The sequence below is a fragment of the Burkholderia oklahomensis C6786 genome (assembly GCF_000959365.1).
In the GTDB taxonomy this organism is placed as follows: Bacteria; Pseudomonadota; Gammaproteobacteria; order Burkholderiales; family Burkholderiaceae; genus Burkholderia; species Burkholderia oklahomensis.
This window is the reverse complement of sequence record NZ_CP009556.1, coordinates 2,110,810-2,133,184: the sequence shown is the minus strand read 5'-3', so window position 1 is coordinate 2,133,184 and position 22,375 is coordinate 2,110,810. Positions and strand designations below refer to the sequence as shown.

The following is a 22,375-nucleotide window of genomic DNA, read 5'->3' as shown; positions in this document are numbered from 1 at the left end:
CCCGCACGCGCCGGGAGGGCCGAGCGCCGGTATCCGGCGCGTCTCGGCTCGAGGCTAGGGCGCCACCCACGCGAACAGCCGCTGGCCATACCGGGCGCCGGCAACCGACGCGAGCACCGCGACGCCGATATTCCAGACGAGGATCATCGCCGTCGCGTCGATCGGATGGAACAGCGACAGCGCGACCGCGGACAGCGCGGATACCGCGAGCCCGCCTGCCGCCGCCACCGGCATCGGCGCGAGTCGCGCGGCATGGCGCGACATCAGCAGCAGCGCGAGCGATAGCGGCACGCCGACGAGCGTCAGCGTCGCGAAGCAGCGCAGCGTTTCGCCGGCCGATATGCCGTTCGGCCCGATCTCGACCCAGTCCGTCAGGCAGCCGTACCCGATCGTCGATATCCAGGCCAGCAGCGCGGGCGTCGGCAGCAGCAGCCATCGCAGCGAGCGTCCCGGGATGCCGACGACGAACGCCGAGACGGCCGACAGCACGCCGGTCAGCGCGGCGGCGGCCACGCGCGTCGCGAACATCGGCTCGTGCAGCTTGAGCGGCAGGTCGGGCCGCGTCCGGTGCGCGACCGCCACGCACGCGAGCAGCACCGCCGCGAACAGCAGCCAGCCGGTCGCCCGCCACGCCGGCGCATGCAGGCGCCGGACCGGCGCGGCATCGGTCACGAGCGATTCGATCAGTGCGTCGGTCGACCTCATCGGCCATTCTCCCGTTGTCGCAGCAGCTTGCGCAGCGTCGCGATGCCGCGATGCACGGCGACCTTCAATGCGGCGACGGTCATCCCGCTCGCCAATGCGGCTTCCTTCAACGACATCTCCTCGAACTTCAGCAAACGGATCGCCTCGCGCTGTCCGGCCGGCAGCCGGGCCAGCATCTCGCGCAGCACCCTGGCATCGGCGGCTTCCTCCATGAGATTCGCTCCGACACCGGGCAAGGTTTCATGCTCCGGATCGAGCGGGATTTCGCGAGCGGCCGTGCGTCCCGAGCGGCGCAGCGCGTCGACCACGCGCCGGCCGGCGATCGCCACGAGCCACGGGCCGAACGGCCGCTCGGGCTCGTACGTGTGACGTATCCGATGAAGGGTGATCAGGATGTCCTGCACGACATCCTCGACCGCGTCCGGATGGACGCCGTGGCGGGCCGCGAAGCATCGAAGGTACGGCGCGACGCCGTCGAGCAGGCGTCGGTACGCGTCCCGGTCGCCCGTCTGCGCGCGCGCCATCAGCGTCGACCAGTCGGGCGAGCCGTCGGCTCGGACCGCGGTACGCGCGCAAGCGTCGTCTCGCGCGCTGGGGGCGGGGGGCGGCTCGTTCGCCCGGGGCCGCGTCCCGTCATGATGCAATTCGTCGGTCATGGTCGTCCACGCTCTGCGTCGGTGGCGCGGCGCAAAAAAATCGTCGTTGCGCCGCGTAACCTTTTGTCGCGCCGGCGCGAAATTTCTGACAAGGTCGCATCCCCGCGATCGCAATGCCCCCTTTCAGGAGAAGACACCATGAGCAGATCCGCTTTGACGATTTCGTCGCTGTCCGCCGCGATCGGCGTCGCGCTCGCGATGCAGGCCGTGCCCGGACAGGCGCAAGGCATGAAGGACATGAGCGGCATGCCGCAGGTCGTGAAGGACAATATGGCAAGGATGGCGCAAAACAAGCTCGAGAAGTGCTACGGCATCAACGCGGTCGCGAAGAACGACTGCGCGGAAGGTGCGCATTCGTGCGCCGGCCAGGCGAGCCAGGCGCGCGACCCGAAGTCGTTCGTGCTGCTGCCGGCGGGCGATTGCAGCAAGATCTCGGGCGGCATGCCGAAGGCCGGCTGACGCGCGCCCGATCATGAGCGCGATCCCGGCGCGGATGCGCCCGATGCCCGACGACGCATCGCCCGACGCGATTGCCGGGCGAGCGGGCATCGGCCTGCGTTTTCGCCATCATCGGGCGGTGCTCGACGAGCGGCCCGCCGTCGCCTGGTTCGAAGTGCATACCGAGAACTACATGGGCGGCGGCGCCGCGCCGCGCGTGCTGGACGCGATTCGGCGCGACTATCCGGTGTCGCTGCACGGCGTCGGGCTGTCCGTCGGCAGCGCCGACGGGATCGACGCCGCGCATCTGGCCCGCGTGCGCGACGCGGTCGCGCGCTACGAGCCGGCGCTCGTGTCCGAGCATCTGTCGTGGAGCACGGTGGGCGGCGCGTATCTCGCCGATCTGCTGCCGCTGCCGATGACCGAGGAGGCGCTCGGCGTTGTGAGCCGGCACGTGGATCAGGTGCAGACGGCGCTCGGCCGGCGGCTGCTCGTCGAGAATCCGTCGACCTATCTTCGCTTCGCGCATTCGACGATACCCGAATGGGAATTTCTGGCGGAACTCGCGCGGCGCACCGGCTGCGGCATCCTTTGCGACGTCAACAACGTCTATGTCAGCGCGTGCAATCACGGCTGGAATCCGCTGACTTATCTGGCGGCGCTGCCGCCCGCCGCGATCGGCGAAATCCATCTTGCCGGCCATCGCGCGATGCGGCTCGACGGCGGCCGCGTGCTGCGCATCGACGATCACGGCTCGCGCGTCGCGCCCGCGGTCTGGGCGCTGTATCGCGTCGCGCTGCGCCGCTTCGGCGCGGTGCCGACGCTGATCGAATGGGACACCGACGTGCCGCCCGTCGACACGCTGATGCAGGAAGCGGCGATCGCCGAGTCGGCGCTGGAGGAGGTTCGACATGAATCCGCGAACGCCGACGCTGGCTGAATTGCAGCGGGCCGTTCGACGCAGTCTGTCCGATGGCGTCGGCGTCGGCGCCGACGCGGCGGACTGGGTGCTGCCGGACGGGCTGACGCCGGACGCGCGTCTGCGCGTCTATCGGAACACGTCCGCGAGCGTGCTGCGGGACGCGCTGCGGCTTGCGTTCCCCGCGACGCAGCGGCTGGTGGGCGCAGCGTTCTTCGACGGCGCGGCCGGTCTTTTCGCTCGTGCATCGCTGCCGGCGAGCGCGTGGCTCGACGAGTACGGCGCCGAGTTTCCCGGATTTCTCGCGCGGATGCCGGAGGCTGCTTGCGTGCCGTATCTGGCGGATGTCGCGCGTCTCGAGTGGCAGGTCGATCTCGCGCTGCACGCGCCGGACGTGGCGGCGCTCGATCTCGCGCGCCTTGCGCGACTCGACGAGCCGGCGCTTCGCACGCTCCGGCTGCGGCCGCATCCCGCTGCGCGGCTGTTGCGCTGCGCGTATCCGGTCGACGCGATCTGGCGCGCGGTGCTCGAGCAGGACGATCGCGCGCTGCGCCGGATCCGGCTCGACGACGGCCCCGTGCATCTGCTCGCGCAGCGCACCGACGACGGCGTCGACGTGCTGCGGCTCGGCGAGGCGGATTGGCGCGTCGCGTGCGCGCTCTTCGCGGGCGAGCCGATCGACGCCGCGTTCGCGAACGCGCCGCAGGCGGGCGCGCATGCGCTCTTCGCCACGCTTTTGTCGCGCGGATGCTTCGCCGATACGGCGGCGCAGGACGGCGGCATCGACTCGACGAATGGAGGATCGCGATCATGACACGCCCGATTCGAGCCGGCGGCATCTGGCGCGCCGGTTGCAAAGCGGGGTTGTTGCGCGCCGCGCAGCGGCTCGAACGCGTGCCTTACTGGCTGCTCGCGATTCCGCTGCGGCTGGCAGTGGCGACGATCTTCTGGAATTCGGCGATGACGAAGCTCGCGAACTGGGATGCGGCGCTCGCGTTGTTCCGCGACGAGTACCGGCTGCCGTTGCTGCCGCCGGCGCTGGCCGCGTACGCGGCCGTGTCGATCGAGCTCAGCGCGCCCGTGCTGCTCGTGCTCGGCCTGGCCACGCGGCCTGTGGCGCTGGCGCTGCTCGGCATGACCTCCGTCATCGAGATCTTCGTGTATCCGCAGGCGTGGCCGACGCACATCCAGTGGGCGGCGATGCTGCTCGTGCTGCTGTGTCGCGGCGCGGGCACGCTGTCGGTCGATCATTGGCTGTGGCGGCGCTGGCTGCGCCCGGACGTGTCGGCGACGGTCGGCGGGGCGTAGGCGGCGCGAATCAGGTCTAGCTGGCGCCGGCCGCGCCAAGCGGAACCTTGCTCCGGGGAGGAAGCGATGAACGAAATCGTGCGGGAATCCGTGCTGACCTGTCCGTTCTGCGGTTTCGCGCGGCAGGAGACGATGCCGGAGAACGCATGTCTGTTCCATTACGAATGCAGGGCCTGCGGAGCGCTGCTGCGTCCGCATCCGGGTGATTGCTGCGTGTTTTGCTCGTACGGTTCGGTGCGTTGTCCGTCGAGGCAGCGGGCATCGGAGTCCGACGATCCGGGCGGTTCGTGACGACAGGCCAGCCGGCCGGCGTCGAGCACTGCGGCGTGCCCGCGGTCCCGGCCCGGCGCGCGACGTCGCGCTCGACGGCGCCGCGCGAACGTCGGCTCGGCGCGCGCGCCGCGCTTGCAGGCAAGGCTCCCGCCGATACGTCCGATGTCGCCGCGCAACCGGCGACATCGCTCACGCCGCCGGCTTCTCCCCGACGACGAATTCGAACGACGCGACGCCGTCGACGCCGCCCGTCACGCGGTCGCCCGGCTGCAGCGCGGCGACGCCCGCCGGCGTGCCGGTGAAGATCAGGTCGCCCGCGCGCAGCTCGACCGCGCGCGACGCGTAGCTGACGATGTCGGGGATGGGCCAGATCATGTCGGCGAGGTCGCCTTGCTGGCGCGCGTCGCCGTTGACCGCGAGCCAGATCCGACCGCGCTGCGGATGGCCGATCGACGCGGCCGGATAGAGCGCCGTCAGCGGACCCGACGCGTCGAAGCCCTTCGCCCAATCCCACGGCCGGCCCGCTTTCTTCGCTTCAGCCTGCAGATCGCGTCGCGTCAGGTCGACGCCGACGCCGTAGCCCCACACGTGGCCGAGCGCCGAATCGGCGGCGATCGCGCGGCCGCCGCGGCCGATCGCGATCACGAGCTCGATCTCGTGATGCAGGTCGGACGTGAGCGTCGGATACGGCACCGTGCCGCTCGCGGGCACGATCGCGTCGGCCGGCTTCGAGAAGAAGAACGGCGGCTCGCGGTTCGGATCGGCGCCCATCTCGCGTGCGTGGTCCGCGTAGTTGCGGCCGACGCAGAACACGCGGCGCACCGGAAAGCGCGCGGCGGAGCCGGCGATCCCGACGGACGGAACGGCAGGCGGCGCGAAAACGTAATCGGTCATCTTCTGGTCTCTGAAAGGGTTTCGGAAAGCGAAAACGGAAGCTGCGGTCTTCGGAAGCGGGACGCCCGGCCGCGCATCGCGGCGGGCGTCGGCGACACGTCGACGATAGCAATGCGGCGCGCGCGCCGATGCGACGGATGTGTCGTCTTCATGGACAAAACTACGCGCGCGGCTTCGCGGCCGCCCGGACCGCGCCGTTTGCGCGGGCAGCGCCAGCGGCGTCCTTCGCATCCTCGGCGGCTGGCGCGACGGCGGCGTCGGGCGCGCCGTTCGCGTCGCGGTAGTCTTTCGGCGACACGCCGACGCACGCGCGAAAGCGCCGCGAGAAATAGCCTTCGTCGCGAAAGCCGACCGCGTGCGCGATGTCGGCGATCCGCCGTGTCGTGTGCGCGAGCAGCGACTGCGCGAGCGCGATCCGCCGCTCGGTGACGAGATCGGTGAACGTGCTGCCGGTTTCCTTGCGGATCAGGTGCGCGAGGTAGTTCGGCGACAGGAACGCCGCGCGCGCGGTGCCCGCGAGCGTCAGCTCTTCGTTCGTCAGGTTCGCGCGCACGTGGCGCAGCACGCGCGCGAACGCGTCGCGGCGGCCCGCGCGGTGCGCGCCGTTCTGCGCGAGCTTCGTGAGCGGCCCCGCATACCGCGTGCAGACGAGCCCGATCAGTTGCAGCAGGAAGCCGCGCAACAGCGGCGCCGAGCCGAACGTGCGCGCGCGGTCGGTTTCGAGCATCCGCTGCGCGAGGCGGCGCGCGTCGTCGAACGCCGCGCCCGTCAGGATGAAATCGAGGTGCTCCTGGAAGCGGAACGGCGCGAGCTCGGGCGCGCGCTGCGCGGACACGTCTTCGAGGTCGAGCGGATCGACATCGAGGTCGGCGCGCAGGAACGCCAGCGAAAAGTTGATCACGACGAAGTGTGCACCCGGCGGATGCGGAATCAGATGCTCGCGGTACGGCAGCACGAACGCGAGCGCGCCGCGCGGGAACGGACGCGTGACGCCGCCGATTTGCTGCTCGGTGTCGCCGCCCAGGTTGAACTGGATCTGAAAGTACGCGTGCCGGTGCGGCTCGGTGATCGCCCGGCGGGTGGCCTCGTCGCGGATATAGAAGTCGAGGCGGTCGCTGCGCTCGGGCATGCCGTACGTGCGCGGCTTGACGGTGGATGGCATGGGCGGTCGGGGCTGTCGTGATGCGTGTCTTGCAATCGGCCGCGCGCGGCGGCGCGGCGGGAAATCATCAGATTGTCGCTAAAAATGCGGGAGCGCGGGGGCGGGCCGGTTGCGGCGCGGCGTCCGCAGCCGACGCCGCTGCCGGCTGTCGCTTCGGCATGGCGGCTTGCGCCGCTTCCGCGCACGCGCGGGGCGGCGTCGCCGGGCCCAATGCGACGGGCGACGCAGTCGCGGAAACCGCCATGCTCGTCGATGGCCGGATCGGCGATTTTTGCCTTGCTTCCGGGGGCCGCTTGCATGCGGCCGACGAAACCGCCGCCGGAATCGGCATGCGTATCGCGCCGGGCGGATGATCGCGCGCCGCTATTTTGACAGACATCACAATGGCCGCCCGCAACGCGCAACGCGCAATCGGCAACCCGCTCGCCACCACTCGGCGGGCGCGCACCCGCGGCCAGGGGGGCGTCGACGCGTGCCGCCCGGCTCCCGAAACGGTTCCACCACGTTTTCCTGCACGTGTCCCCGCCACGATCCGGCCTATCTTTGTGGTTACGTACGTCCGGAGGCGGCGGAATAAAGCGCTCCCGACAAACGTTCTTGTACACATGGGCGCCGCACGCTGCGGCGTGCGAGCGGCGCCCGAACGCAACAGGCGCGCCGCCGGGAGGCGGAAATGAAATCGACACGGGTTCTTTCGGCCGTATTCGCGCTGCTCGCGCTGATGCTGTCCGCAGGCTGCGCGTCGTCGGACGACATGTCGTCGTCCGGCCATGCCGCGCCGACGAGCGGCTATGGCAGAGGCAGCGGCGGCGGTGGCGGCTATTGACGACGGCGCTGCGCGTGAGCTTCGAAACGGACGTCGTCGGCTGGCTGCCGCAGCTGCGCCGCTACGCGCGCGCGCTGACGGGCGATCCCGCGTGGGCCGACGACCTGGTGCAGGACACCGCCGAGCGCGCGCTCGCGCGGATGCGTGCGTTTCGCCCTGACAGCAACCTGCGCGCATGGCTGTTGACGATCCTGCGCCATCTGTACATCGACCAGTTGCGCGCGCGCCGCGAATTCGCCGTCGACGAAGACGACGGCCCGTGGCGCACGCTCGAGGCGCCGACCGGTCAGGTCGATGCGCTCGTGTTGCGCGACGTGCAGCGGATGCTGTACCGGCTGCCGCTCGAGCAGCGCGAAGTGCTGCTGCTCGTGTGCGTCGAGGAATTGAGCTATCAGGAGGCGTCGGCGGTGCTCGGCGTGCCGGTCGGCACGGTGATGTCGCGGCTGTCGCGCGCGCGGGAGCACATGCGCGCGCTTTTGACCGACGCGCCGCATCGACGACCGTTGTCCTTCACCGCAGCGAGAAATCAACGATGAGCGACGATCTCGATCCCACTGTCGCGCCGGAATCCGACGAACCGGGGCTGCTCGCGCTGTCGGCGTTCGTCGACGGCGAGCTGCCGGAAGCGGAGCGTCGCGCGGTCGCCGAGCGGCTCGCCGACGATGCGCACGCGGCGGACGTCGCGTCGCACTATCGCGCGCAGCGCGCGGCGTTGCGCGCGCTGTTCGCCGATCCCGCCGCGCAGAGCGGCGGCCCGTGCGTCGTGCTGCGCGTGCGCACGCCTTGGTGGCGGCGCGCCGCGTTCGCGGGCGGCGCGCTGGCGGCGGGCGTCGCGCTCGGGTGGCTGAGCGGCGCGGTCGCGCCGCAATTTGCGGCGCCCGCCGCCGCGCAGACGGCTTTCGCGCGCCAGGCGAATCTCGCATACGCGGTCTACGCGCCCGACGCGCGGCACCCGGTCGAGGTCGCCGCCGGCCGCGACGGCGCGCTCGCCGCGTGGCTGTCGGCGCGGATCGGCCGGCGAATCGTCGCGCCGTCGCTCGACGAATACGGCTTCGCGCTGCTCGGCGGCCGGCTGCTGCCGGGCGCGGCCGGCCCCGCCGCGCAGTTCATGTACGAGAGCCCGGCGGGGGGGCGGCTCGCGCTCTACGCGAGCGCGTCCGCGCAACGCGAGACGGCGGTCAAGCTGCTGCGCGACGGCGACCGGCGCACGTTCTACTGGGTCAGCGACCACACTGCGTACGCGCTGTCCGGCCAGCTCGCCGAAGACCGGCTGCGCGCGATCGCGGTCGACGTCTGCGGCGAGCTCGGCGGCCATCCTGAACGATGGCGGTAGGCGCGAGCCGGGGCGCGACGTCGATGCGGCGAAGAGGCGATCATGGATGCGGCCGGCTCATGCGGGAAAGCAGTCGCGACGCTCGCGTGCGTCGTGTGCGCGTGGCTCGCGCCGGGCGTGGGTGTGGGCGCGGGCGGCGCGGCAGGCGCAGCGGATGCCGAACCGGCCGTCGCGCTCGACGCGTCGCTGCAAGCGGCGCCGCGCTACCGGCTCGATCCGCGGCGCTCCGGCGTCACGTTCCGCGTCGACAATTTCTGGCACGCGCATCTGACGATGCGCTTCACGCGGATGCGCGCGGAGCTTGCCAGCGCCGACGACGATCTCGTCGCGAGCCGTGTCGACGTGACGATCGATGCGGCAAGCCTCGGCGCGAACGTGCCGTTCGTCGCCGCGCTCGTCAAGGGTTCGGCGATGCTCGACGTCGCCCGCTATCCGGAGATCCGCTTCGTCGGCACGCGCTTCGTGCGCACGGGCGCGGCGACGGGCCTCTTGACCGGCGACCTGACGATCCGCGCGACGACGCGGCCGATCACGCTTGCCGTCGCGTTCGACGCTGGTCCGCGCGACGCCAATCCGCACGACGCCGGGCAGCGCGACGCGGTTCGGCGGGACATCAGTCCGCGCGATGCCGTTCAGCGCGACGCTGATCCGCGCGACGCTAGTCCGCGCGACGCCAATCTACGCGACGCGACCCCGCGCGCCGCACACACGCTCGCGTTCGTCGCCGACGGCCACTTCAGCCGGACGGCGTTCGGGCTGTCGCGCTGGCTGCCCGCCGTCGGCGACGACGTGCGGATGCGGATCCAGGCCGAATTCGTCAGGGAGCGCGCGGATCCGTAACCGGCGCGCCCGTTTTCTTCGTTCAAGGAGAGTCATCATGATCAAGATCCTGCTGGTCGCGATCGCATGCGCGGTGCCGGCCGCGGCGCTCGCGGAGCCGCCGAAGGCGTCGAACGGCATCGTCGTCGACGACGACGGCATGACGCTTTACACATTCGACCGGGATACGATGCCCGGCAAGAGCGCGTGCATGGGCGGCTGCGCGGCGAACTGGCCGGCGGCGCTCGCCGATCCGTACGACAAGCCGGGCGGCGGCCTCGGCCTCATTGCCGCGGAGGGCGGCAAGCGTCAATGGACGTACAAGGGGCATCCGCTGTATCGCTTTTCGGGCGACAGGAAGCCGGGGCAGCACAACGGCGACGGCTTCGGCGGCATGTGGCATGTCGCGAAGCCTTGACGGGCGCGGCCCCATCGCCGGCAGGGCGGACGACGGCGGGTGAGCGCGTGCGCCGCGCGCTGCCCGGGACGGCTGGTCACGGCGGCGCGCGGTGAAAACGGGAGAAGTTGCAGCCGCGGCCGCTGGACAACGCCGATCGTTCGAGGCGCGAATGCGGTCGCGCTTGCGTTTGCGACCGTGACCGTGATCGTGACCGGAAGCGGCGGCCGCGAGCGAAGAGCCGTGCAGCGGGGCGAGCGAGCGCATCGGCGGACGCGCGTTCGGACGCTGCAGGCGGTCACGACGAGCGAAGACGAACGGAAAGTGGAAAGTGGCGGCCGCCCCACAGATCGCGACGACACGCTCGCAGCGCGGTTGCAAGCTTGTATATAATAATCATTCTCATTTACAAAATAGCATCCCGGCGCGACGGTCCGGGGGATCATGTCCATGCCGGCCAACACTCTGCCTTTGCAGCGGGAGATCGCTGCGCTCTACACCGGTCATCGCGGCTGGCTGCACGGCTGGCTGTCGAAGAAGCTCGGCTGCGGCGAACGCGCGGCCGATCTCGTCCACGACACGTTCATCCGCCTCCTCGCACGCGACGAGCCGATCGACGCGGCCGAGCCGCGCGCGTTCCTGACGACGGTCGCGCAGCGCGTGCTGTACAACCACTGGCGGCGCGAGCGGCTCGAGCGCGCATATCTCGACGCGCTTGCGCAATTGCCGGAGGCGGTCGCGCCTTCGCCGGAGACGCGCGCGATCCTGTTCGAGACGCTGCTCGAGATCGAGCGAATGCTCGACGGGCTGCCCGCCGCGGTCAAGCGCGCGTTCCTGCTCGCGCAGCTCGACGGGATGACGCACGCGCAGATCGCGGCCGAGCTGCGCGTGTCGCTCGCGACCGTCAAGCGCTACCTCGTGAAGGCGGGCGCGCAGTGCTACTTCGCGATTGCCGCATGAGCGGGGCGGAGCGCTTCGGCGGGCCGCCTGCGGTGCCCGCGGCCGTCGCGCGGCGCGCGGTCGAGTGGTGGATCGAGCTCGGCTCGGGCCGCGCGACCGACGCGATGCGCGCGCGCCTCGCGCGCTGGCGCGCGGAGGATCCGGCGCACGACGCCGCATGGCGGCACATCGAGGCGGTCAACGGACGGCTCGGCCGCGTCGCCGACACGCTGAGCGCGCAGGCGGCCCGCGCCGCGCTGCTGCCGTCGCGTTCGCGCGGGCGGCGCGCGGCGGTCAAGTCGCTCGCGGTCCTGCTGTTCGCGGGCGGCGCCGCGTGGACCGCCGGCATCTGTGCGCCATGGCGCGCGTGGGGCGCGGACGTGCGCACGGCGGTCGGCGAGCGGCGCACGGTCACGCTCGCGGACGGCACGACGGTCGTCCTCAACACCGACAGCGCGATCGACGTCCGCTTCGACGACACGACGCGCAGCGTGCGCCTGCTGCGCGGCGAGATCATGGTGACGAGCGGCCGCGACGCGGCGCGCGCGGTCGCGCGGCCGCTCGTGATCGCGACCGCGCACGGCGATGTGCGGCCGGTCGGCACACGCTTCTCGGTGCGCGAGCGCGGCGATGCGACGCGCGTCGACGTGTTCGAAGGCGCGGTGCGGGTCGCGCCGCTGCGCCCGGCCGGCGAGCCGCGCGTGATCGCGGCCGGGCAGGGCGCGGACTTCACGCGCGATGCGCTCGCCGGGCCGCCGCGCGCGATCGGCGGCGATGCGGGCGCGTGGGCCGACGGGATGCTCGTCGCGTCGAACCTGCGCCTGGCCGACCTGCTCGCCGAGATCGACCGCTACCGCCCGGGCCGCGTGCGCTGCGACGCGGCGGTCGCGAACCTCCGCGTGTCGGGCACGTACCCGCTCGACGACCCCGACCGCATCCTCGATACGCTGCGCGAGACGCTGCCCGTCGACGTCGAATACGTGACCCGCTACTGGGTGACGGTCGTCGCCGCGCGCGAATGAGCGCTTCGGAAAAAATCTTCGCTTGGCCTGAGCTGTTTTCGATGTTCGCGTGACATGGGGAATGAAGGCTGCACTCAACCCATCGTCAACGAGTCATCGATCATGGATTCATTCTGCAATCGCAATTCGCGCGGCAGCGCGTTCGCGGACCCGGCACGCTCGCCGGCCGAACCGGCGGCGCGCACCCGGCGCGCCGCGCGCGGGCACGGCCGACCGCCCGCAGTGCAAGACGGCCAAGCGCCCGCGCCGCAGTTCACACCGCGCCGCATCGTCACGCGTCTCGCCGCCGCCGCGCTGTTCTCGGCGTTCGCCGCGCCCGCGGTGTCGAACGCCGCGCAGCCCGCGGCCGCGACGCGCGCATACGACATCCCGGCCGGTCCGCTCGAAGCCGCGCTGAACCGCTTCGGCCGCGAGGCCGGCATCCTGCTGGCGTTTCCGGGCGAGCTGACCGCGGGCCTGCAAAGCCCCGGCCTGCACGGCCGCGCCGATACGGCCGCGGCGCTCGACCGGCTGCTGACGGGCACGGGCCTCGTCGCGGTCAGGCAGCCGAGCGGCGGCTACACGCTCGTCAGGCTGCCCGCGGCTGCGGCCGCGTCTGCCGCGACGGCGGGGCTCGCGACCGACACGACGCTGCCGACGGTCCCGGTGCGCGCGAGCGGCCTGCACGCGGACAGCTACCGGCCGCCGCGCGAGGCGGCGGGGCTGCGCAGCGATGCGCCGCTGTCGGAGGTGCCGCAGGCCGTCAACGTCGTGCCGCAGCAGGTGCTGCGCGATCAGCGTCCGCGCAACCTCGACGACGCGCTCGCGAACGTGAGCGGCATCACGCAGGGCAACACGCTCGGCAGCACGCAGGACACGGTGATGAAGCGCGGCTTCGGCGACAACCGCGACGGCTCGGTGATGCGCAACGGCATGCCGATCGTCCAGGGCCGCTCGCTGAACGCGACGACGGACAGCGTCGAAGTGCTGAAGGGGCCGGCGTCGCTGCTGTACGGGATCATGGACCCGGGCGGGGTGATCAACGTCGTCGCGAAGCAGCCGCGGCTCGCGCGCCACAACGCGATCTCGGTGCTCGGCTCGACCTACGGGCACGGCCGGAACGGCGGCGAAGTCACGTTCGACTCGACGGGTGCGATCGGCGACTCGCGGCTCGCGTACCGGCTGATCGTCGATCAGACAAGCGAGCAGTACTGGCGCAACTACGGCGAGCATCGCGAGACGCTCGTCGCGCCGTCGCTCGCGTGGTACGGCCGCGACACACAGGTCGTGCTGTCGTACGAGTATCGCCGGTTCCTGATGCCGTTCGATCGCGGCACCGCGCTCGACCCGCGCACGAAGGAGCCGCTCGCGATCCCGAGCCGCCGCCGCCTCGACGAGCCGTTCAACGACATGCGCGGCGAATCGAATCTCGCGCAACTGACGGTCGATCACCAGCTCGCGCCCGACTGGAAGGCGCACATCGGCTACAGCTACAACCGCGAGACCTACGATGCCAACCAGATTCGCATCACGGCGGTCGACCCGGTCAAGGGCACGCTCACGCGCAGCAACGACGCGACGCACGGCTCGCGCAGCACCGACAGCTACGGGATCGCATACGTCGACGGCCGCGTGACGCTCGCCGGGATGCGGCACGACGTGCAGTTCGGCGTCGACAGCGAATACCGGCAGGTCTATCGCGCGGACATGCTGCGCCAGGCGATCAAGACGCCGTTCAGCTATCTGGACCCGGCGTACGGGCTGATCCCGCCGTCGACGAGCGTGTCGGCGTCGGACAGCGACCAGAGCGACACGCTGCACACCGCGTCGGTGTTCTTCCAGGACAGCATCCACCTGACCGACAAGTGGATTCTCGTCGGCGGCGCGCGCTTCGTCCGCTACAGCCAGCTCGCGGGACGCGGCCGTCCGTTCCACGTCAACACGAGCCTGAACGGCACGAAATGGCTGCCGCGCGCGGGCATCGTCTACAAGTGGAACGACGCGCTGTCGCTGTACGGCAGCTACACGCAGTCGCTGAAGCCGACCTCGAAGATCGCGCCGATGACGGGCGGCTACGTGATCGACGGCTCGACGGCGCCCGAAGAGGGCACGTCGTGGGAGCTCGGCGCGAAGCTCGACATGCCGAGCGGGCTGACCGGCACGCTCGCGTTCTTCAACATCGACAAGAAGAACGTGCTCGTGTCGCAGTACGACGACGCGACGAACCAGACCGACTGGCGCACGTCCGGCCGCGCGCGCTCGCGCGGGATCGAGCTCGACGTGTCGGGACGGATCGGCGAGCGCTGGAACGTGATCGCGAGCTACGCGTACATCGACGCGAAGACGACCGACGATCCGCTTTACGCGGGCAACCGGTTGTGGAACGTCGCGCAGCACACGGCGTCGCTTGCGGCCGTCTACGACGCGGGTCCCGTGTTCGGCGGCGACGACCTGCGGATCGGCGCGGCGGGCCGCTACGTCGGCGCGCGGCCGGGCGATTCGGCGAACAGCTTCACGCTGCCCGCGTACGCGACCGCCGATGCGTTCGCGACCTACGACACGCGGATCGGCAAGCAGAAGCTGCAGTTCCAGCTGAACGTGAAGAATCTGTTCAACCGGACGTACTACCCGTCGAGCGTGAACCGGTACTTCGTGTCGGTCGGCGACGCGCGGCAGGTGTCGCTGCTGACGACGCTGCAGTTCTGAGCGGCGGCGCCGTTTTTCATTTTCCGATTTTCAAACCGATCAGGCGCGCGCCGTGTCGCGCCGCACACGGCGCGGGCGCGCGGGAGAAACCGATGAAGCAACGATTCGATCGTTTGATGCAGGCGCGCCGCCGCGTGCTGCGCGGGTTGGGCGGCGCGGCGCTCGCGTGCGGTCTTGCCGCGGCGGCGCCCGCCGTCGCGCATGCGGGCGCGTGCGCGCCTGCGGAGCAGCGCGCGTCCGGCGACGCGCCTCGACCGGCCGCCGGCAAGCGCATCGCGATGCTCGTCCAGCTGGGCGGGCCCAATCTGAAAACCGACGAGATGGCGAAAGCGCATCTGGCGTCGCGCGGCTACGCGGTGCGGTTCGTCGACGAAGCGCGGCCCGTCGAAGAAGCGGCCGACGCCGATCTCGTGATCGTGTCGTCGACGGTATCGAGCAAGCGCGTCGCGCGCGGCTGGCGCTCGCTCGCGAAGCCGCTGCTGACGTGGGAGAACGACCTGCTCGACGATTTCGCGATGACGGGCAAGCGCCACGACGTCGATTTCGGCGAGACGGGCAAGGAGCGTCATCTGTGGCTCGTCAACGCGCCGCATCCGATCGCCGCGGGGCTGCCGGCGGGGACGACGAACGTCTACGGCCGGCAGGCGGGCATGAGCTGGGGCAAGCCGGGGCTCGGCGCGAGCATCGTCGCGACCGTCTACGGCGAGCCGGACAGGGCCGCGATCTTCGCGTACGAAAAGGGCGCGACGATGGACTACGAAACGCTCGCGCCCGCGCGCCGCGTGATGTTCTTCCTGACCAACGACACGTTCGGCAATCTGTCGCCCGAAGGCGTCGCGCTGTTCGACGCGGCGGTCGACTGGGCGGCGGGCCTGCGCTGAGCGGAGCGCGCGCGGCGACGATCGTCGAAGTTGTCGAAGTTGTCGAAGTTGTCGAAGTTGTCGAAGTTGTCGAAGTTGTCGAAGTTGTCGAAGTTGTCGAAACCGTCGAAACCGTCGAAACCGTCGAAACCGTCGGCGATCGGTGAAAGCCGAGGCCGCGATCTGCGTCGCATCGATCGCGAGATCGCCGGGCCGTCGACGCCCGATCGGCCGGACGAAGCGGAGGGGCGAGCGGGCCGCGAAGGCGCAAGGACGGACACGGGCCGGGCCTCCGGGCTCGCGCGAAACAACGCATCGAACACGGCGTCCGGCTCGCAGTCGCCCGCCTAGCCGGCTTCCCGCGCGAGCCCGCCGCGCCCGACCCCCGAGCCGAGCACGAGCACCGCGAACACGAGCGCGCCGCTCGCCACTTGCTGCCAGTAGAAGTTCCAGCCGATCAGCAGCAGCCCGTTCGCGACGAAGCTGACGAGCAGCACGCCGATCAGCGTGCCCGCGACGTTCGGCCGGCGCGTCGCGGACAGCGTCGCGCCGATGAACGTCGCGCCGATCGCGTTCAGCAGATACGCGTTGCCCGCTTGCGGCGCGTACGACTTGACCGTCGACGACAGCACGAGCCCCGCGACGCCGTAGATCAGCGCGCTCGCGACGAACGCGCCCGCCGCGAGCGCGCCGACGCGCAGCCCCGAGTAGCGCGCGACGCCCGGCTGCGCGCCGAGCGCGCGCGCCTGCCGGCCGAGCGTCGAGTGCTCGAGCGCGAGATGCAGCGCGATCGCGAGCGCCGCGACGATCCACAGCGGCAGCGCGACGTTGACGAACGCGCCGTGTGCGAGCGCATCGAACGCGGGCGGCGGCGCGGCGCTCAGCAGATAGATCGGCTGCCCGCCGTCGGTCGCGAGCTGCTGGATCGTCTGGCCGATGAACAGCGTGCCGAGCGTCGCGAGAAACGGCGCGATCCCGAGCCGCGTGACGAGGAGCGCATTGCCCGCACCCACCGCGAGCGCCGCGCCGAGTCCCGCGAGCGCGGCGGGGGCGAAACCCGCGCGATGCGCGAGCGCCGCGACGAACGCGAGGCTCGCGACGTCGATCGCGGTGCCGAGCGACAGGTCGATCGCGCCGATCGACAGCGCGAGCGTCATCCCGAGCGCGGCGATCGCGAGCAGCGCGAAGGTGTTGACGAGCACATGCTCGACGTTCGCGAGCGTCGCGAAGCCCGGCGCTTCGACCGAGAAGAATGCGAGCACGGCGATGAGCGCGCCGACGGCGGCGAAGCGCCGCAGGCGGTCGAATGCGTCATGCATCGAACGACCCCTCCGACTGGCGGCGTCGCAGCAGCGCGACGGCTGCGACGACGAACAGGATCAGCGCGCCCTCGACGCCGCTCACCCAATAGCTCGACACGTTGTTCAACTGAAAACCGTTCGCGAGCATGCCGACGAACAGCACGGCGACGAGCGTGCCGGGAATCGTCGGCACGAGCCGCCGCGAGAACACGACGCCGAGCAGCACCGCCGCGACGACGGGCAGCAGGTTGTCGCCCGCGCCGGGCGCGCTGCCGCTCAGGAGCGCCGACGATGCGAGCGCCGCGAGCGCGGCGGCGAGGCCGCATGCGAGATAGCTCGACGCGACGTAGTGGCGCGCGTCGACGCCCGCGGCGAGCGCGGCCGCGCGATGCGCGCCGACCGCGTGCAGCCGCAGCCCGTAGCCGGTCCGGTGGACGAGCACGCCGAGCGCGGCCGCGACGCTCACGAGCGCGTATGCGAGCCACGGCGCGCCGAACGGGCCGGCGCCCACGAGCGCGCCGACGAGCGGGCTCGCGGACGGCACGGGCGTGTTTCCGGTCAGCACGAGCTCGAGGCCCGCGCAGATGTTCATCGTCGTCAGCGTCGCGAGGAGCGGCAGGATTCGCAGCCACGCGACCGCCCATGCGTTGAGCGCGCCGACCGCGACGCCGGCCGCGCAGGTCGCGGCGAACGCGATCGCGTCGCCCTGTCCGTCACGCGTGACGACCGCGAATACGGCCGCGCACAGGCCGAGATTCGCCGCGACCGACAGATCGAGCCCGCCTTTGATCGCGTCGGCGCCGCCGCCGATCATCACGATCGTCAGCCCGAACGCGAGCAGGCCGGTGACGGCGCTTTGCTGCAGCACGTTGCCGAGGTTCGCGAACGTCAGGAACAGCGGCGAGCTGACGGAAAAGCCCGCGATCACGAGCGCGAGCGCAAGCCATGCGCCGCCGCGCACGAGGAAGCGGCGGTCGATTGCGCGATGGCGCGCGTCCGCGCGTGACGCGGCCGGCGGGCTCGTTGTAGCCGACGTGGCCGCGTCCGCGCGGCCGAGATCGAATGCGCGGCCGCGCATGCCGCCCTTTCCGGCTGACAAAGACATCAGACGGCCTCCGCGGCGGGCGGCGCCGCGTTCGTATCGTGCGAAGCCTCCACCGGATTCGCCGCGGCGTGCGCGCCGGCGCCCGCATCGTCGCGCTGCGGTCCGCGCGCGAGCGTCGCCCATGCGAGCACGTCCTGCGTCGTCGTTCGCGCGGACGCGCGCGCCGCGACGATCTCGCCGCGCGCCATCACGTACACGCGGTCGGTCACGTCGAGCAGCTCGGTCAGGTCGCTCGTGAACAGCAGCACGGCGGCGCCCGAGCGGGCCAGTTCGTCGATCAGCCGGTAGATCTGCGCCTTCGCGCCGACGTCGACGCCGGCCGTCGGCTCGTCGAGCAGATAGACCGTCGACGCGCGCCCGAGCCACTTCGCGAGCGCGACTTTCTGCTGGTTGCCGCCCGACAGGAAGCGCACGGGCCAGTCCGCGCGCGCGGGGCGGATGTCGAGCCGGCGAATCAGCGCGTCGGCGGCGGCCGTTTCGCGGCGGCCGCGCACGAAGCCGAAGCGCGACACGCGCGCGAGGCTCGCGAGCACGATGTTCCCGCGCACCGACAGCGCGCCCGCGACGCCATGCGCCAAGCGGTTTTCCGGCACGAGCGCGATGCCGTGCGCGACCGCATCGCGCGGCCGGCGCACGCGCACGGCGCGGCCGTCGATCGAAATGTCGCCGCGCGTGCCGCGCGCGAGGCCGAAGAGGGCGCGGATCACGTCCTTGCCGCCGGAGCCGAGCACGCCCGTCAGCCCGACGACTTCGCCGCGCCGCACCGACAGCGACAGCGGCCCGAAGCGGCCGGGCAGCGCGAGCTCGCGGGCGTCGAGCGCGACCTCGCCCGGCGTGCGCGGCGCGGCGGGCCCGCTGCGCAGTGCGGCGTTCGCGTGCGGCGCGCCGATCATCGCGGCGACGAGCATGTCGCGCGACGCGGCGCGCGCGTCGAGATGCGCGACGTCGACGCCGTCGCGCAGCACGGTCACGCGATCGCACACGCGCGCGATCTCGTCCAGGTAATGCGATACGTAGAGGATCGTGTTGCCGTCGGCGCGCAGCCGCTCGATCGTTTGCAGCAGCCGGTCGACCTCGCTCGACACGAGCGCCGCGGTCGGCTCGTCGAATACGAGGATCTCGCTGTGCCGGATCAGCGCGCTCGTGATCTGCACGATCTGCTGCTCGGCGACGGAGAGCTCGCCGATCAGCCGATCGGGCGGCAGATCGACGCCGAATTGCTCGTGCAGCACCGCGCGGCAGTCGCGCCGCATCCGCCCGACGTCGAGCGGCAGCAGGCGGCCGAGCCGCGATGCGCCGCCGAGCGTCGGCGGCTGCGGGAAGAACAGCGCCTCGGCGACCGTGAACGTCGCGGGCAGCAGCCGTTCCTGGTGGATGAAGCCGATCCGGGCCGCCCGCTTGCGCGCGGAGCCTGCGCGTGCGCCGCCCGCCGCGAGCGGCGCGCCGCCGACCACGATCTCGCCTTCGTCCGGCGCGTGGAGGCCCGCGAGGAGCTTGATGAGCGTCGACTTGCCGGCGCCGTTCTGGCCGATCAGCCCGTGCACGGTGCCGCGCGGCACCGCGAGCGACGCGCCGCGCAGCGCCGCGACACCGTTGAAGCGCTTGACGACGCGCCGCACGTCGAGCGCGAGCGGCGCGTCGACGCCGGGCGTGACGGATGCCGCATGAGCCGCCGTCATCGCCGCGCGGCCTCGGCGTCGGCGGACGCCTGTCCGGGCGTACGCTGCGCGACGCCCGCGTTGTCCTTCGTGACGAGCACCGACGGCACGAACGTGTAAGCGGGCAGCGACCGGTCGCCCGCCAGATAGCGCGCGACGTTGCGCACCGCGGTCCGGCCGATCAGCGCCGGCTGCTGCGCGACGACGGCCGCCGCGCTCGACTTCGGATTCCTGACGAGCGCGACCGCCTCGGGGCTGCCGTCGACCGCGTACGTGCGTATTTCGGCGCGGCCGGCCGCGTCGACCGCCTGCGTCGCGCCGACCTGCGGGATGTCCCACGCGGCCCAGATCGCCGAGATCGATCCCTTCGGATATTTCTGCAATAGCTGGCTGATCTGCGCGTACGCGTTCTGCGCGGTGTTCGGGATCACGTCGCGCAGCTCGGGCTCGATGATCTTCACCTTCGGATACCACTTCAGCACGGCCTTCAACTGGTCGTAGCGGATCGCGCACACCGGCACGCCGTAAAAGCCGTTGAAGACGAGGATGTTGCCTTCGCCGCGAATGTCGTTGACGAGCTTGAGCGCGAGCTGCGAGCCGATCAGGAAGTTGTCGGACGTGACGACGTTCAGGCTCGACGGCGACGCGGTGTCGATCGTGAAGAGCGGGATGCCCGCCTGCCGGATCTTCCTTAACCACGGCTCGAGCACGGACGCGGTGCCGAGCTGCTCGATGATCGCGTCCGGCTTTTGCGCGATCAACGTCTGGATCTGCGCGATCTGGCGGCTGTCGTTGCGGCCCGCGTCGAGCGCGATCGGCGTGCCGCCGAGACGCTTCACTTCGTCGACGGCGCCCTGGTACGCCTGCAGATCCCAGTAATGATCGGTGCCGGCGACCGTGATGCCGATCCGCTTGCCGGCGAGCGACAGCGGCGCGCGATCCGGCTGCTCGGGCGGGGCGGCGTGGGCGGATGCGGCGGCGACGCCGGCCGCGAGCGCGGCGGCGAACAGCGTGGACAGCAGGCGAGCGAGCGGCGGGAGCGGACGTGACATGGTTCGTGGGCGTTCGGGCATGGGCGTTGAGACGAACGAACGATTCTGTGCAAGCGCGCCGGCAAAGGGAACGATGGATTCGTGCTTTGGTTATGGGATTCCGGCAAATGCGCGGGCCGCACAAGCAAAGATGCGATGCCGGAATCGGAGGCGGTCTGCGCGCGGCGACGCCATTGAATTCGGCGATCGGCGTTAACCCGTGATCGATATATCGATTTTGTCAGGCTAATGAAAAGTGGCATCGAGAACGACGCTAAATCGATTGGCGATCGTTTCGTCGAGCCAATGATCGGCGCGCAGGAAAGAGCGGGTAAATACCGTGGCGAGCAGAACGTCCCGACGAATGAAAAACCGCTCTGGCGTATTTTTAGCGCGGCGCGAGCGCACGCCGGATCCGCTGGAAAACCCGAATGAGCGATGCAGAAGCCGTGTTATTCCAAACGAAAATTGTGCGATCCGTTTTATCACAAACTATTTTCGCAAACGATTGCATTTGACCGAATCGGGAAAACCGTCATTTTTTTATCAGATGACTTAACCTAATTTTTAGATTCGACGTGCCGGCGCGCGGCGGCGCCGTGATAAGCTCGATCGGCAGAAAACAAGCATGAGACGAACGGGGGGTGTTCGCGATGGATCACGATATCCGACCGCCGATGGCCGCGAGAAGACACGGCGCGGCGAGTGCGTTGCCAGCGTCTGGCGGCCGTCCGTGCGCCGCGCACGACGCCGAGAGCTTCGTCGGCATCCTGATCGAAGTGTTCGTGCGCGTCGTCGCGGCGCTCGCGCTAGGGGTTTTCGCGTATGCGGCGTATACGCAGTGGCGGCTCGATCCGTCGCGGATCACGCTGATCCTGCTCGCGGTCTCGATGACCTTGACGGTTGGTCTGTCGCTGTTCGCCGAGCCGCCGAAAAAACGCGACTGGAGCCCGGTTGCGTTGCTCTTCTCGCTAGGCGGCACCTTCTACTACCTCGTCTTCCAGCTCACCGCGAGCCGCCAGGTGATTCCCGAGACGGTCGGCGCGGCGATCCAGTTGTTCGGGCTGTTCTGGCAGCTTTTCGCGAAGCTGTCGCTCAGGAAATCGTTCGGCATCCTGCCGGCCAACCGCGGCGTCGTGTCGCGCGGCGCGTACCGGTTCGTCCGGCATCCGATGTATCTCGGCTATCTGATCATCGATACGGGCTTCCTGCTGACGAACTTCAGCACGCGCAACCTGCTCGCGGTCGCGCTGCAGATCGGGCTGCAAGTCGGCCGGATCCATCGCGAGGAAAGGATCCTGTCCGAGGACGTCGCGTACCGCGCCTACAAGCGATCGGTTCGCTATCGGGTGCTTCCGGGCCTCTTCTGACCGCGTCGGCGCGCATCATCGGAGGGTCGATCGCGCCGAGCGGCGCCGTGCGGCCTCATCGTCTGCCTCGCATTCGACGACGCGAGTATTCGTCATCCGGATCAACATGCCGCGTTCGCGCGTTGCCGATGGGCGCACGTTGCGACGCCGCGCGCCGCGCGCGATTCGATCGGATACCTACCAAAAATGCTAGGTTCGCGTCGCGGACGATGACCTAGTATTGGAACTGGCTTCACGGGTTGGCGGGGCGCGCTCCGGCGGGCCGGCGCCGCCAGCCGCCGCTACCCGGTCCGCCTGGGAGATGCGACATGGCTTACAAGAATCTCGTCAATCAAAGTGGATTGCCGCTCAGCATCGAGCTGGTGACCCGCCAGGGCTCCGATCCCAGCCAATCCGGCGCGACGATCGCCGTCTCGCTGGCAGTCAACGGAAAGCAGACGGTCGAATACGGCAACAACCAGAATCCGTACCTGAATGCGCTCGTCATCTCGTCGTCGGCGAACGGCGCGTTTGCGAACGGCTCGCAGATCGTAACGACGCGCGGCAGCACGTGGGACAACGTGCTGAACACCAACAACACGCTGACGTTCAGCGGCGCGGGCGGCCTGAACGTCGTCGGCTCCAACACGTGACGGCGCCGCGCTAGCGGTTTGCCTGCCTGCCGACGCCGCAGG

At 70.6% G+C, this 22,375-nt stretch carries 26 protein-coding genes; 18 read left to right on the top strand and 8 right to left on the bottom strand.

The annotated features are described in order from the left end of the window. Positions 1-54 precede the first annotated feature (54 nt). Both BG90_RS27155 and BG90_RS27150 read right to left on the bottom strand, forming a co-directional pair. The gene (locus BG90_RS27155; RefSeq protein ID WP_010122081.1) at positions 55-705 is read right to left on the bottom strand and encodes an NrsF family protein; all 651 of its coding nucleotides are present in this window, start codon (positions 703-705) and stop codon (positions 55-57) included. After that, a complete protein-coding gene (locus BG90_RS27150) occupies positions 702-1,361 on the bottom strand; it encodes a sigma-70 family RNA polymerase sigma factor (protein WP_025990524.1) in 660 nt (219 codons plus the stop codon). The genes BG90_RS27155 and BG90_RS27150 overlap by 4 nt, the downstream gene beginning before the upstream one ends. Before the next feature lie 138 nt (positions 1,362-1,499). On the opposite strand from BG90_RS27150, the gene bufA1 reads away from it, so the two are divergent. From bufA1 to BG90_RS37610, 5 genes are all read left to right on the top strand, one after another. Beyond that, on the top strand, positions 1,500-1,820 hold the full coding sequence (gene bufA1 / locus BG90_RS27145; protein ID WP_025990523.1) for a BufA1 family periplasmic bufferin-type metallophore: 321 nt from the start codon (positions 1,500-1,502) through the stop codon (positions 1,818-1,820). Between the two features lie 13 nt (positions 1,821-1,833). Further along, on the top strand, positions 1,834-2,739 hold the full coding sequence (gene bufB / locus BG90_RS27140) for an MNIO family bufferin maturase (RefSeq protein WP_374189773.1): 906 nt from the start codon (positions 1,834-1,836) through the stop codon (positions 2,737-2,739). Continuing rightward, positions 2,711-3,532, top strand: coding sequence for an HvfC/BufC N-terminal domain-containing protein (locus BG90_RS27135; RefSeq protein WP_010122073.1), 822 nt, complete (start codon positions 2,711-2,713; stop codon positions 3,530-3,532). Before bufB ends, BG90_RS27135 begins: the two co-directional genes overlap by 29 nt. Then, positions 3,529-4,026, top strand: coding sequence for a DoxX family protein (locus BG90_RS27130; RefSeq protein WP_010122071.1), 498 nt, complete (start codon positions 3,529-3,531; stop codon positions 4,024-4,026). The genes BG90_RS27135 and BG90_RS27130 overlap by 4 nt, the downstream gene beginning before the upstream one ends. Before the next feature lie 66 nt (positions 4,027-4,092). Then, positions 4,093-4,317, top strand: a complete 225-nt coding sequence (locus BG90_RS37610) for a GDCCVxC domain-containing (seleno)protein (protein ID WP_010108886.1) — start codon at positions 4,093-4,095, stop codon at positions 4,315-4,317. A gap of 171 nt (positions 4,318-4,488) precedes the next feature. On the opposite strand, the gene BG90_RS27125 is transcribed toward BG90_RS37610, so the two are convergent. Together BG90_RS27125 and BG90_RS27120 are read right to left on the bottom strand one after the other, a co-directional pair. Continuing rightward, the gene (locus BG90_RS27125; protein ID WP_010118640.1) at positions 4,489-5,193 is read right to left on the bottom strand and encodes a fumarylacetoacetate hydrolase family protein; all 705 of its coding nucleotides are present in this window, start codon (positions 5,191-5,193) and stop codon (positions 4,489-4,491) included. Between the two features lie 160 nt (positions 5,194-5,353). Continuing rightward, entirely contained in the window at positions 5,354-6,322 is a 969-nt protein-coding gene (locus BG90_RS27120) for a helix-turn-helix transcriptional regulator (protein WP_025990219.1), read from the bottom strand. A gap of 53 nt (positions 6,323-6,375) precedes the next feature. Between BG90_RS27120 and BG90_RS36545 the strand changes: the two genes are divergently transcribed. The 10 genes from BG90_RS36545 to BG90_RS27070 all read left to right on the top strand — a co-directional run bounded on the left by BG90_RS36545 (position 6,376) and on the right by BG90_RS27070 (position 15,257). Continuing rightward, the gene (locus BG90_RS36545; protein ID WP_162486583.1) at positions 6,376-6,708 is read left to right on the top strand and encodes a hypothetical protein; all 333 of its coding nucleotides are present in this window, start codon (positions 6,376-6,378) and stop codon (positions 6,706-6,708) included. Between the two features lie 320 nt (positions 6,709-7,028). Continuing rightward, on the top strand, positions 7,029-7,181 hold the full coding sequence (locus BG90_RS36885; protein ID WP_010118645.1) for a hypothetical protein: 153 nt from the start codon (positions 7,029-7,031) through the stop codon (positions 7,179-7,181). Positions 7,182-7,195: 14 nt separating this feature from the next. Further along, on the top strand, positions 7,196-7,717 hold the full coding sequence (locus tag BG90_RS27105) for a sigma-70 family RNA polymerase sigma factor (protein WP_010118648.1): 522 nt from the start codon (positions 7,196-7,198) through the stop codon (positions 7,715-7,717). Then, positions 7,714-8,514, top strand: a complete 801-nt coding sequence (locus tag BG90_RS27100) for an anti-sigma factor family protein (RefSeq protein ID WP_041282051.1) — start codon at positions 7,714-7,716, stop codon at positions 8,512-8,514. Before BG90_RS27105 ends, BG90_RS27100 begins: the two co-directional genes overlap by 4 nt. A gap of 42 nt (positions 8,515-8,556) precedes the next feature. Then, positions 8,557-9,354, top strand: coding sequence for a YceI family protein (locus tag BG90_RS27095; RefSeq protein ID WP_010118656.1), 798 nt, complete (start codon positions 8,557-8,559; stop codon positions 9,352-9,354). Positions 9,355-9,391: 37 nt separating this feature from the next. Beyond that, complete coding sequence (locus BG90_RS27090; protein ID WP_010108897.1) at positions 9,392-9,751, top strand: COG4315 family predicted lipoprotein; 360 nt, start codon at positions 9,392-9,394, stop codon at positions 9,749-9,751. A 429-nt stretch (positions 9,752-10,180) separates the two neighbouring features. After that, positions 10,181-10,690, top strand: coding sequence for a sigma-70 family RNA polymerase sigma factor (locus BG90_RS27085; protein WP_010108899.1), 510 nt, complete (start codon positions 10,181-10,183; stop codon positions 10,688-10,690). Next, positions 10,687-11,691: a FecR domain-containing protein gene (locus BG90_RS27080; RefSeq protein WP_045568472.1), complete on the top strand. Its 1,005-nt coding sequence runs from the start codon at positions 10,687-10,689 to the stop codon at positions 11,689-11,691. Before BG90_RS27085 ends, BG90_RS27080 begins: the two co-directional genes overlap by 4 nt. A 54-nt stretch (positions 11,692-11,745) precedes the next feature. After that, positions 11,746-14,376, top strand: coding sequence for a TonB-dependent siderophore receptor (locus tag BG90_RS27075; protein ID WP_045568471.1), 2,631 nt, complete (start codon positions 11,746-11,748; stop codon positions 14,374-14,376). Positions 14,377-14,468: 92 nt separating this feature from the next. Next, positions 14,469-15,257, top strand: coding sequence for a hypothetical protein (locus tag BG90_RS27070; protein WP_025990220.1), 789 nt, complete (start codon positions 14,469-14,471; stop codon positions 15,255-15,257). A 326-nt stretch (positions 15,258-15,583) separates the two neighbouring features. On the opposite strand, the gene BG90_RS27060 is transcribed toward BG90_RS27070, so the two are convergent. The 4 genes from BG90_RS27060 to BG90_RS27045 are packed head-to-tail and all read right to left on the bottom strand — an operon-like array spanning position 15,584 to position 20,352. After that, positions 15,584-16,555, bottom strand: coding sequence for an ABC transporter permease (locus BG90_RS27060; protein ID WP_045568470.1), 972 nt, complete (start codon positions 16,553-16,555; stop codon positions 15,584-15,586). After that, positions 16,548-17,615: an ABC transporter permease gene (locus tag BG90_RS27055; protein ID WP_010118676.1), complete on the bottom strand. Its 1,068-nt coding sequence runs from the start codon at positions 17,613-17,615 to the stop codon at positions 16,548-16,550. Before BG90_RS27055 ends, BG90_RS27060 begins: the two co-directional genes overlap by 8 nt. Before the next feature lie 26 nt (positions 17,616-17,641). After that, a complete protein-coding gene (locus tag BG90_RS27050; protein ID WP_045568469.1) occupies positions 17,642-19,321 on the bottom strand; it encodes a sugar ABC transporter ATP-binding protein in 1,680 nt (559 codons plus the stop codon). After that, positions 19,318-20,352 (bottom strand): sugar ABC transporter substrate-binding protein, encoded by a 1,035-nt coding sequence (locus BG90_RS27045; protein WP_010118685.1) that lies wholly within the window; start codon positions 20,350-20,352, stop codon positions 19,318-19,320. Before BG90_RS27045 ends, BG90_RS27050 begins: the two co-directional genes overlap by 4 nt. A 228-nt stretch (positions 20,353-20,580) precedes the next feature. On the opposite strand from BG90_RS27045, the gene BG90_RS35770 reads away from it, so the two are divergent. From BG90_RS35770 to BG90_RS34045, 3 genes are all read left to right on the top strand, one after another. Further along, the gene (locus BG90_RS35770) at positions 20,581-20,766 is read left to right on the top strand and encodes a hypothetical protein (protein ID WP_124072338.1); all 186 of its coding nucleotides are present in this window, start codon (positions 20,581-20,583) and stop codon (positions 20,764-20,766) included. A gap of 242 nt (positions 20,767-21,008) precedes the next feature. Beyond that, the gene (locus BG90_RS27040; RefSeq protein WP_010118688.1) at positions 21,009-21,701 is read left to right on the top strand and encodes a methyltransferase family protein; all 693 of its coding nucleotides are present in this window, start codon (positions 21,009-21,011) and stop codon (positions 21,699-21,701) included. A gap of 308 nt (positions 21,702-22,009) precedes the next feature. After that, a complete protein-coding gene (locus BG90_RS34045) occupies positions 22,010-22,333 on the top strand; it encodes a hypothetical protein (RefSeq protein WP_010108917.1) in 324 nt (107 codons plus the stop codon). Positions 22,334-22,375 lie beyond the last annotated feature (42 nt).

What these genes read in the sequence shown, in the direction of transcription:
- BG90_RS27135 (WP_010122073.1), top strand. Translation starts at nt 2,711, where the DNA reads ATGAATCCGCGAACGCCGACGCTGGCTGAATTGCAGCGGGCCGTTCGA.
- BG90_RS27040 (WP_010118688.1), top strand. Translation starts at nt 21,009, where the DNA reads ATGGCCGCGAGAAGACACGGCGCGGCGAGTGCGTTGCCAGCGTCTGGC.
- BG90_RS35770 (WP_124072338.1), top strand. Translation starts at nt 20,581, where the DNA reads ATGAAAAGTGGCATCGAGAACGACGCTAAATCGATTGGCGATCGTTTC.
- BG90_RS27120 (WP_025990219.1), bottom strand. Translation starts at nt 6,322, where the DNA reads ATGCCCGAGCGCAGCGACCGCCTCGACTTCTATATCCGCGACGAGGCC.
- BG90_RS27150 (WP_025990524.1), bottom strand. Translation starts at nt 1,361, where the DNA reads ATGACCGACGAATTGCATCATGACGGGACGCGGCCCCGGGCGAACGAG.
- BG90_RS27130 (WP_010122071.1), top strand. Translation starts at nt 3,529, where the DNA reads ATGACACGCCCGATTCGAGCCGGCGGCATCTGGCGCGCCGGTTGCAAA.
- BG90_RS27060 (WP_045568470.1), bottom strand. Translation starts at nt 16,555, where the DNA reads ATGCATGACGCATTCGACCGCCTGCGGCGCTTCGCCGCCGTCGGCGCG.
- BG90_RS27155 (WP_010122081.1), bottom strand. Translation starts at nt 705, where the DNA reads ATGAGGTCGACCGACGCACTGATCGAATCGCTCGTGACCGATGCCGCG.
- BG90_RS27085 (WP_010108899.1), top strand. Translation starts at nt 10,181, where the DNA reads ATGCCGGCCAACACTCTGCCTTTGCAGCGGGAGATCGCTGCGCTCTAC.
- BG90_RS36545 (WP_162486583.1), top strand. Translation starts at nt 6,376, where the DNA reads ATGCGTGTCTTGCAATCGGCCGCGCGCGGCGGCGCGGCGGGAAATCAT.
- BG90_RS37610 (WP_010108886.1), top strand. Translation starts at nt 4,093, where the DNA reads ATGAACGAAATCGTGCGGGAATCCGTGCTGACCTGTCCGTTCTGCGGT.
- bufA1 (WP_025990523.1), top strand. Translation starts at nt 1,500, where the DNA reads ATGAGCAGATCCGCTTTGACGATTTCGTCGCTGTCCGCCGCGATCGGC.
- BG90_RS27055 (WP_010118676.1), bottom strand. Translation starts at nt 17,615, where the DNA reads ATGCGCGGCCGCGCATTCGATCTCGGCCGCGCGGACGCGGCCACGTCG.
- BG90_RS34045 (WP_010108917.1), top strand. Translation starts at nt 22,010, where the DNA reads ATGGCTTACAAGAATCTCGTCAATCAAAGTGGATTGCCGCTCAGCATC.
- BG90_RS27075 (WP_045568471.1), top strand. Translation starts at nt 11,746, where the DNA reads ATGGGGAATGAAGGCTGCACTCAACCCATCGTCAACGAGTCATCGATC.
- BG90_RS27045 (WP_010118685.1), bottom strand. Translation starts at nt 20,352, where the DNA reads ATGTCACGTCCGCTCCCGCCGCTCGCTCGCCTGCTGTCCACGCTGTTC.
- BG90_RS27050 (WP_045568469.1), bottom strand. Translation starts at nt 19,321, where the DNA reads ATGACGGCGGCTCATGCGGCATCCGTCACGCCCGGCGTCGACGCGCCG.
- BG90_RS27090 (WP_010108897.1), top strand. Translation starts at nt 9,392, where the DNA reads ATGATCAAGATCCTGCTGGTCGCGATCGCATGCGCGGTGCCGGCCGCG.
- BG90_RS36885 (WP_010118645.1), top strand. Translation starts at nt 7,029, where the DNA reads ATGAAATCGACACGGGTTCTTTCGGCCGTATTCGCGCTGCTCGCGCTG.
- bufB (WP_374189773.1), top strand. Translation starts at nt 1,834, where the DNA reads ATGAGCGCGATCCCGGCGCGGATGCGCCCGATGCCCGACGACGCATCG.
- BG90_RS27070 (WP_025990220.1), top strand. Translation starts at nt 14,469, where the DNA reads ATGAAGCAACGATTCGATCGTTTGATGCAGGCGCGCCGCCGCGTGCTG.
- BG90_RS27095 (WP_010118656.1), top strand. Translation starts at nt 8,557, where the DNA reads ATGGATGCGGCCGGCTCATGCGGGAAAGCAGTCGCGACGCTCGCGTGC.
- BG90_RS27100 (WP_041282051.1), top strand. Translation starts at nt 7,714, where the DNA reads ATGAGCGACGATCTCGATCCCACTGTCGCGCCGGAATCCGACGAACCG.
- BG90_RS27125 (WP_010118640.1), bottom strand. Translation starts at nt 5,193, where the DNA reads ATGACCGATTACGTTTTCGCGCCGCCTGCCGTTCCGTCCGTCGGGATC.
- BG90_RS27080 (WP_045568472.1), top strand. Translation starts at nt 10,687, where the DNA reads ATGAGCGGGGCGGAGCGCTTCGGCGGGCCGCCTGCGGTGCCCGCGGCC.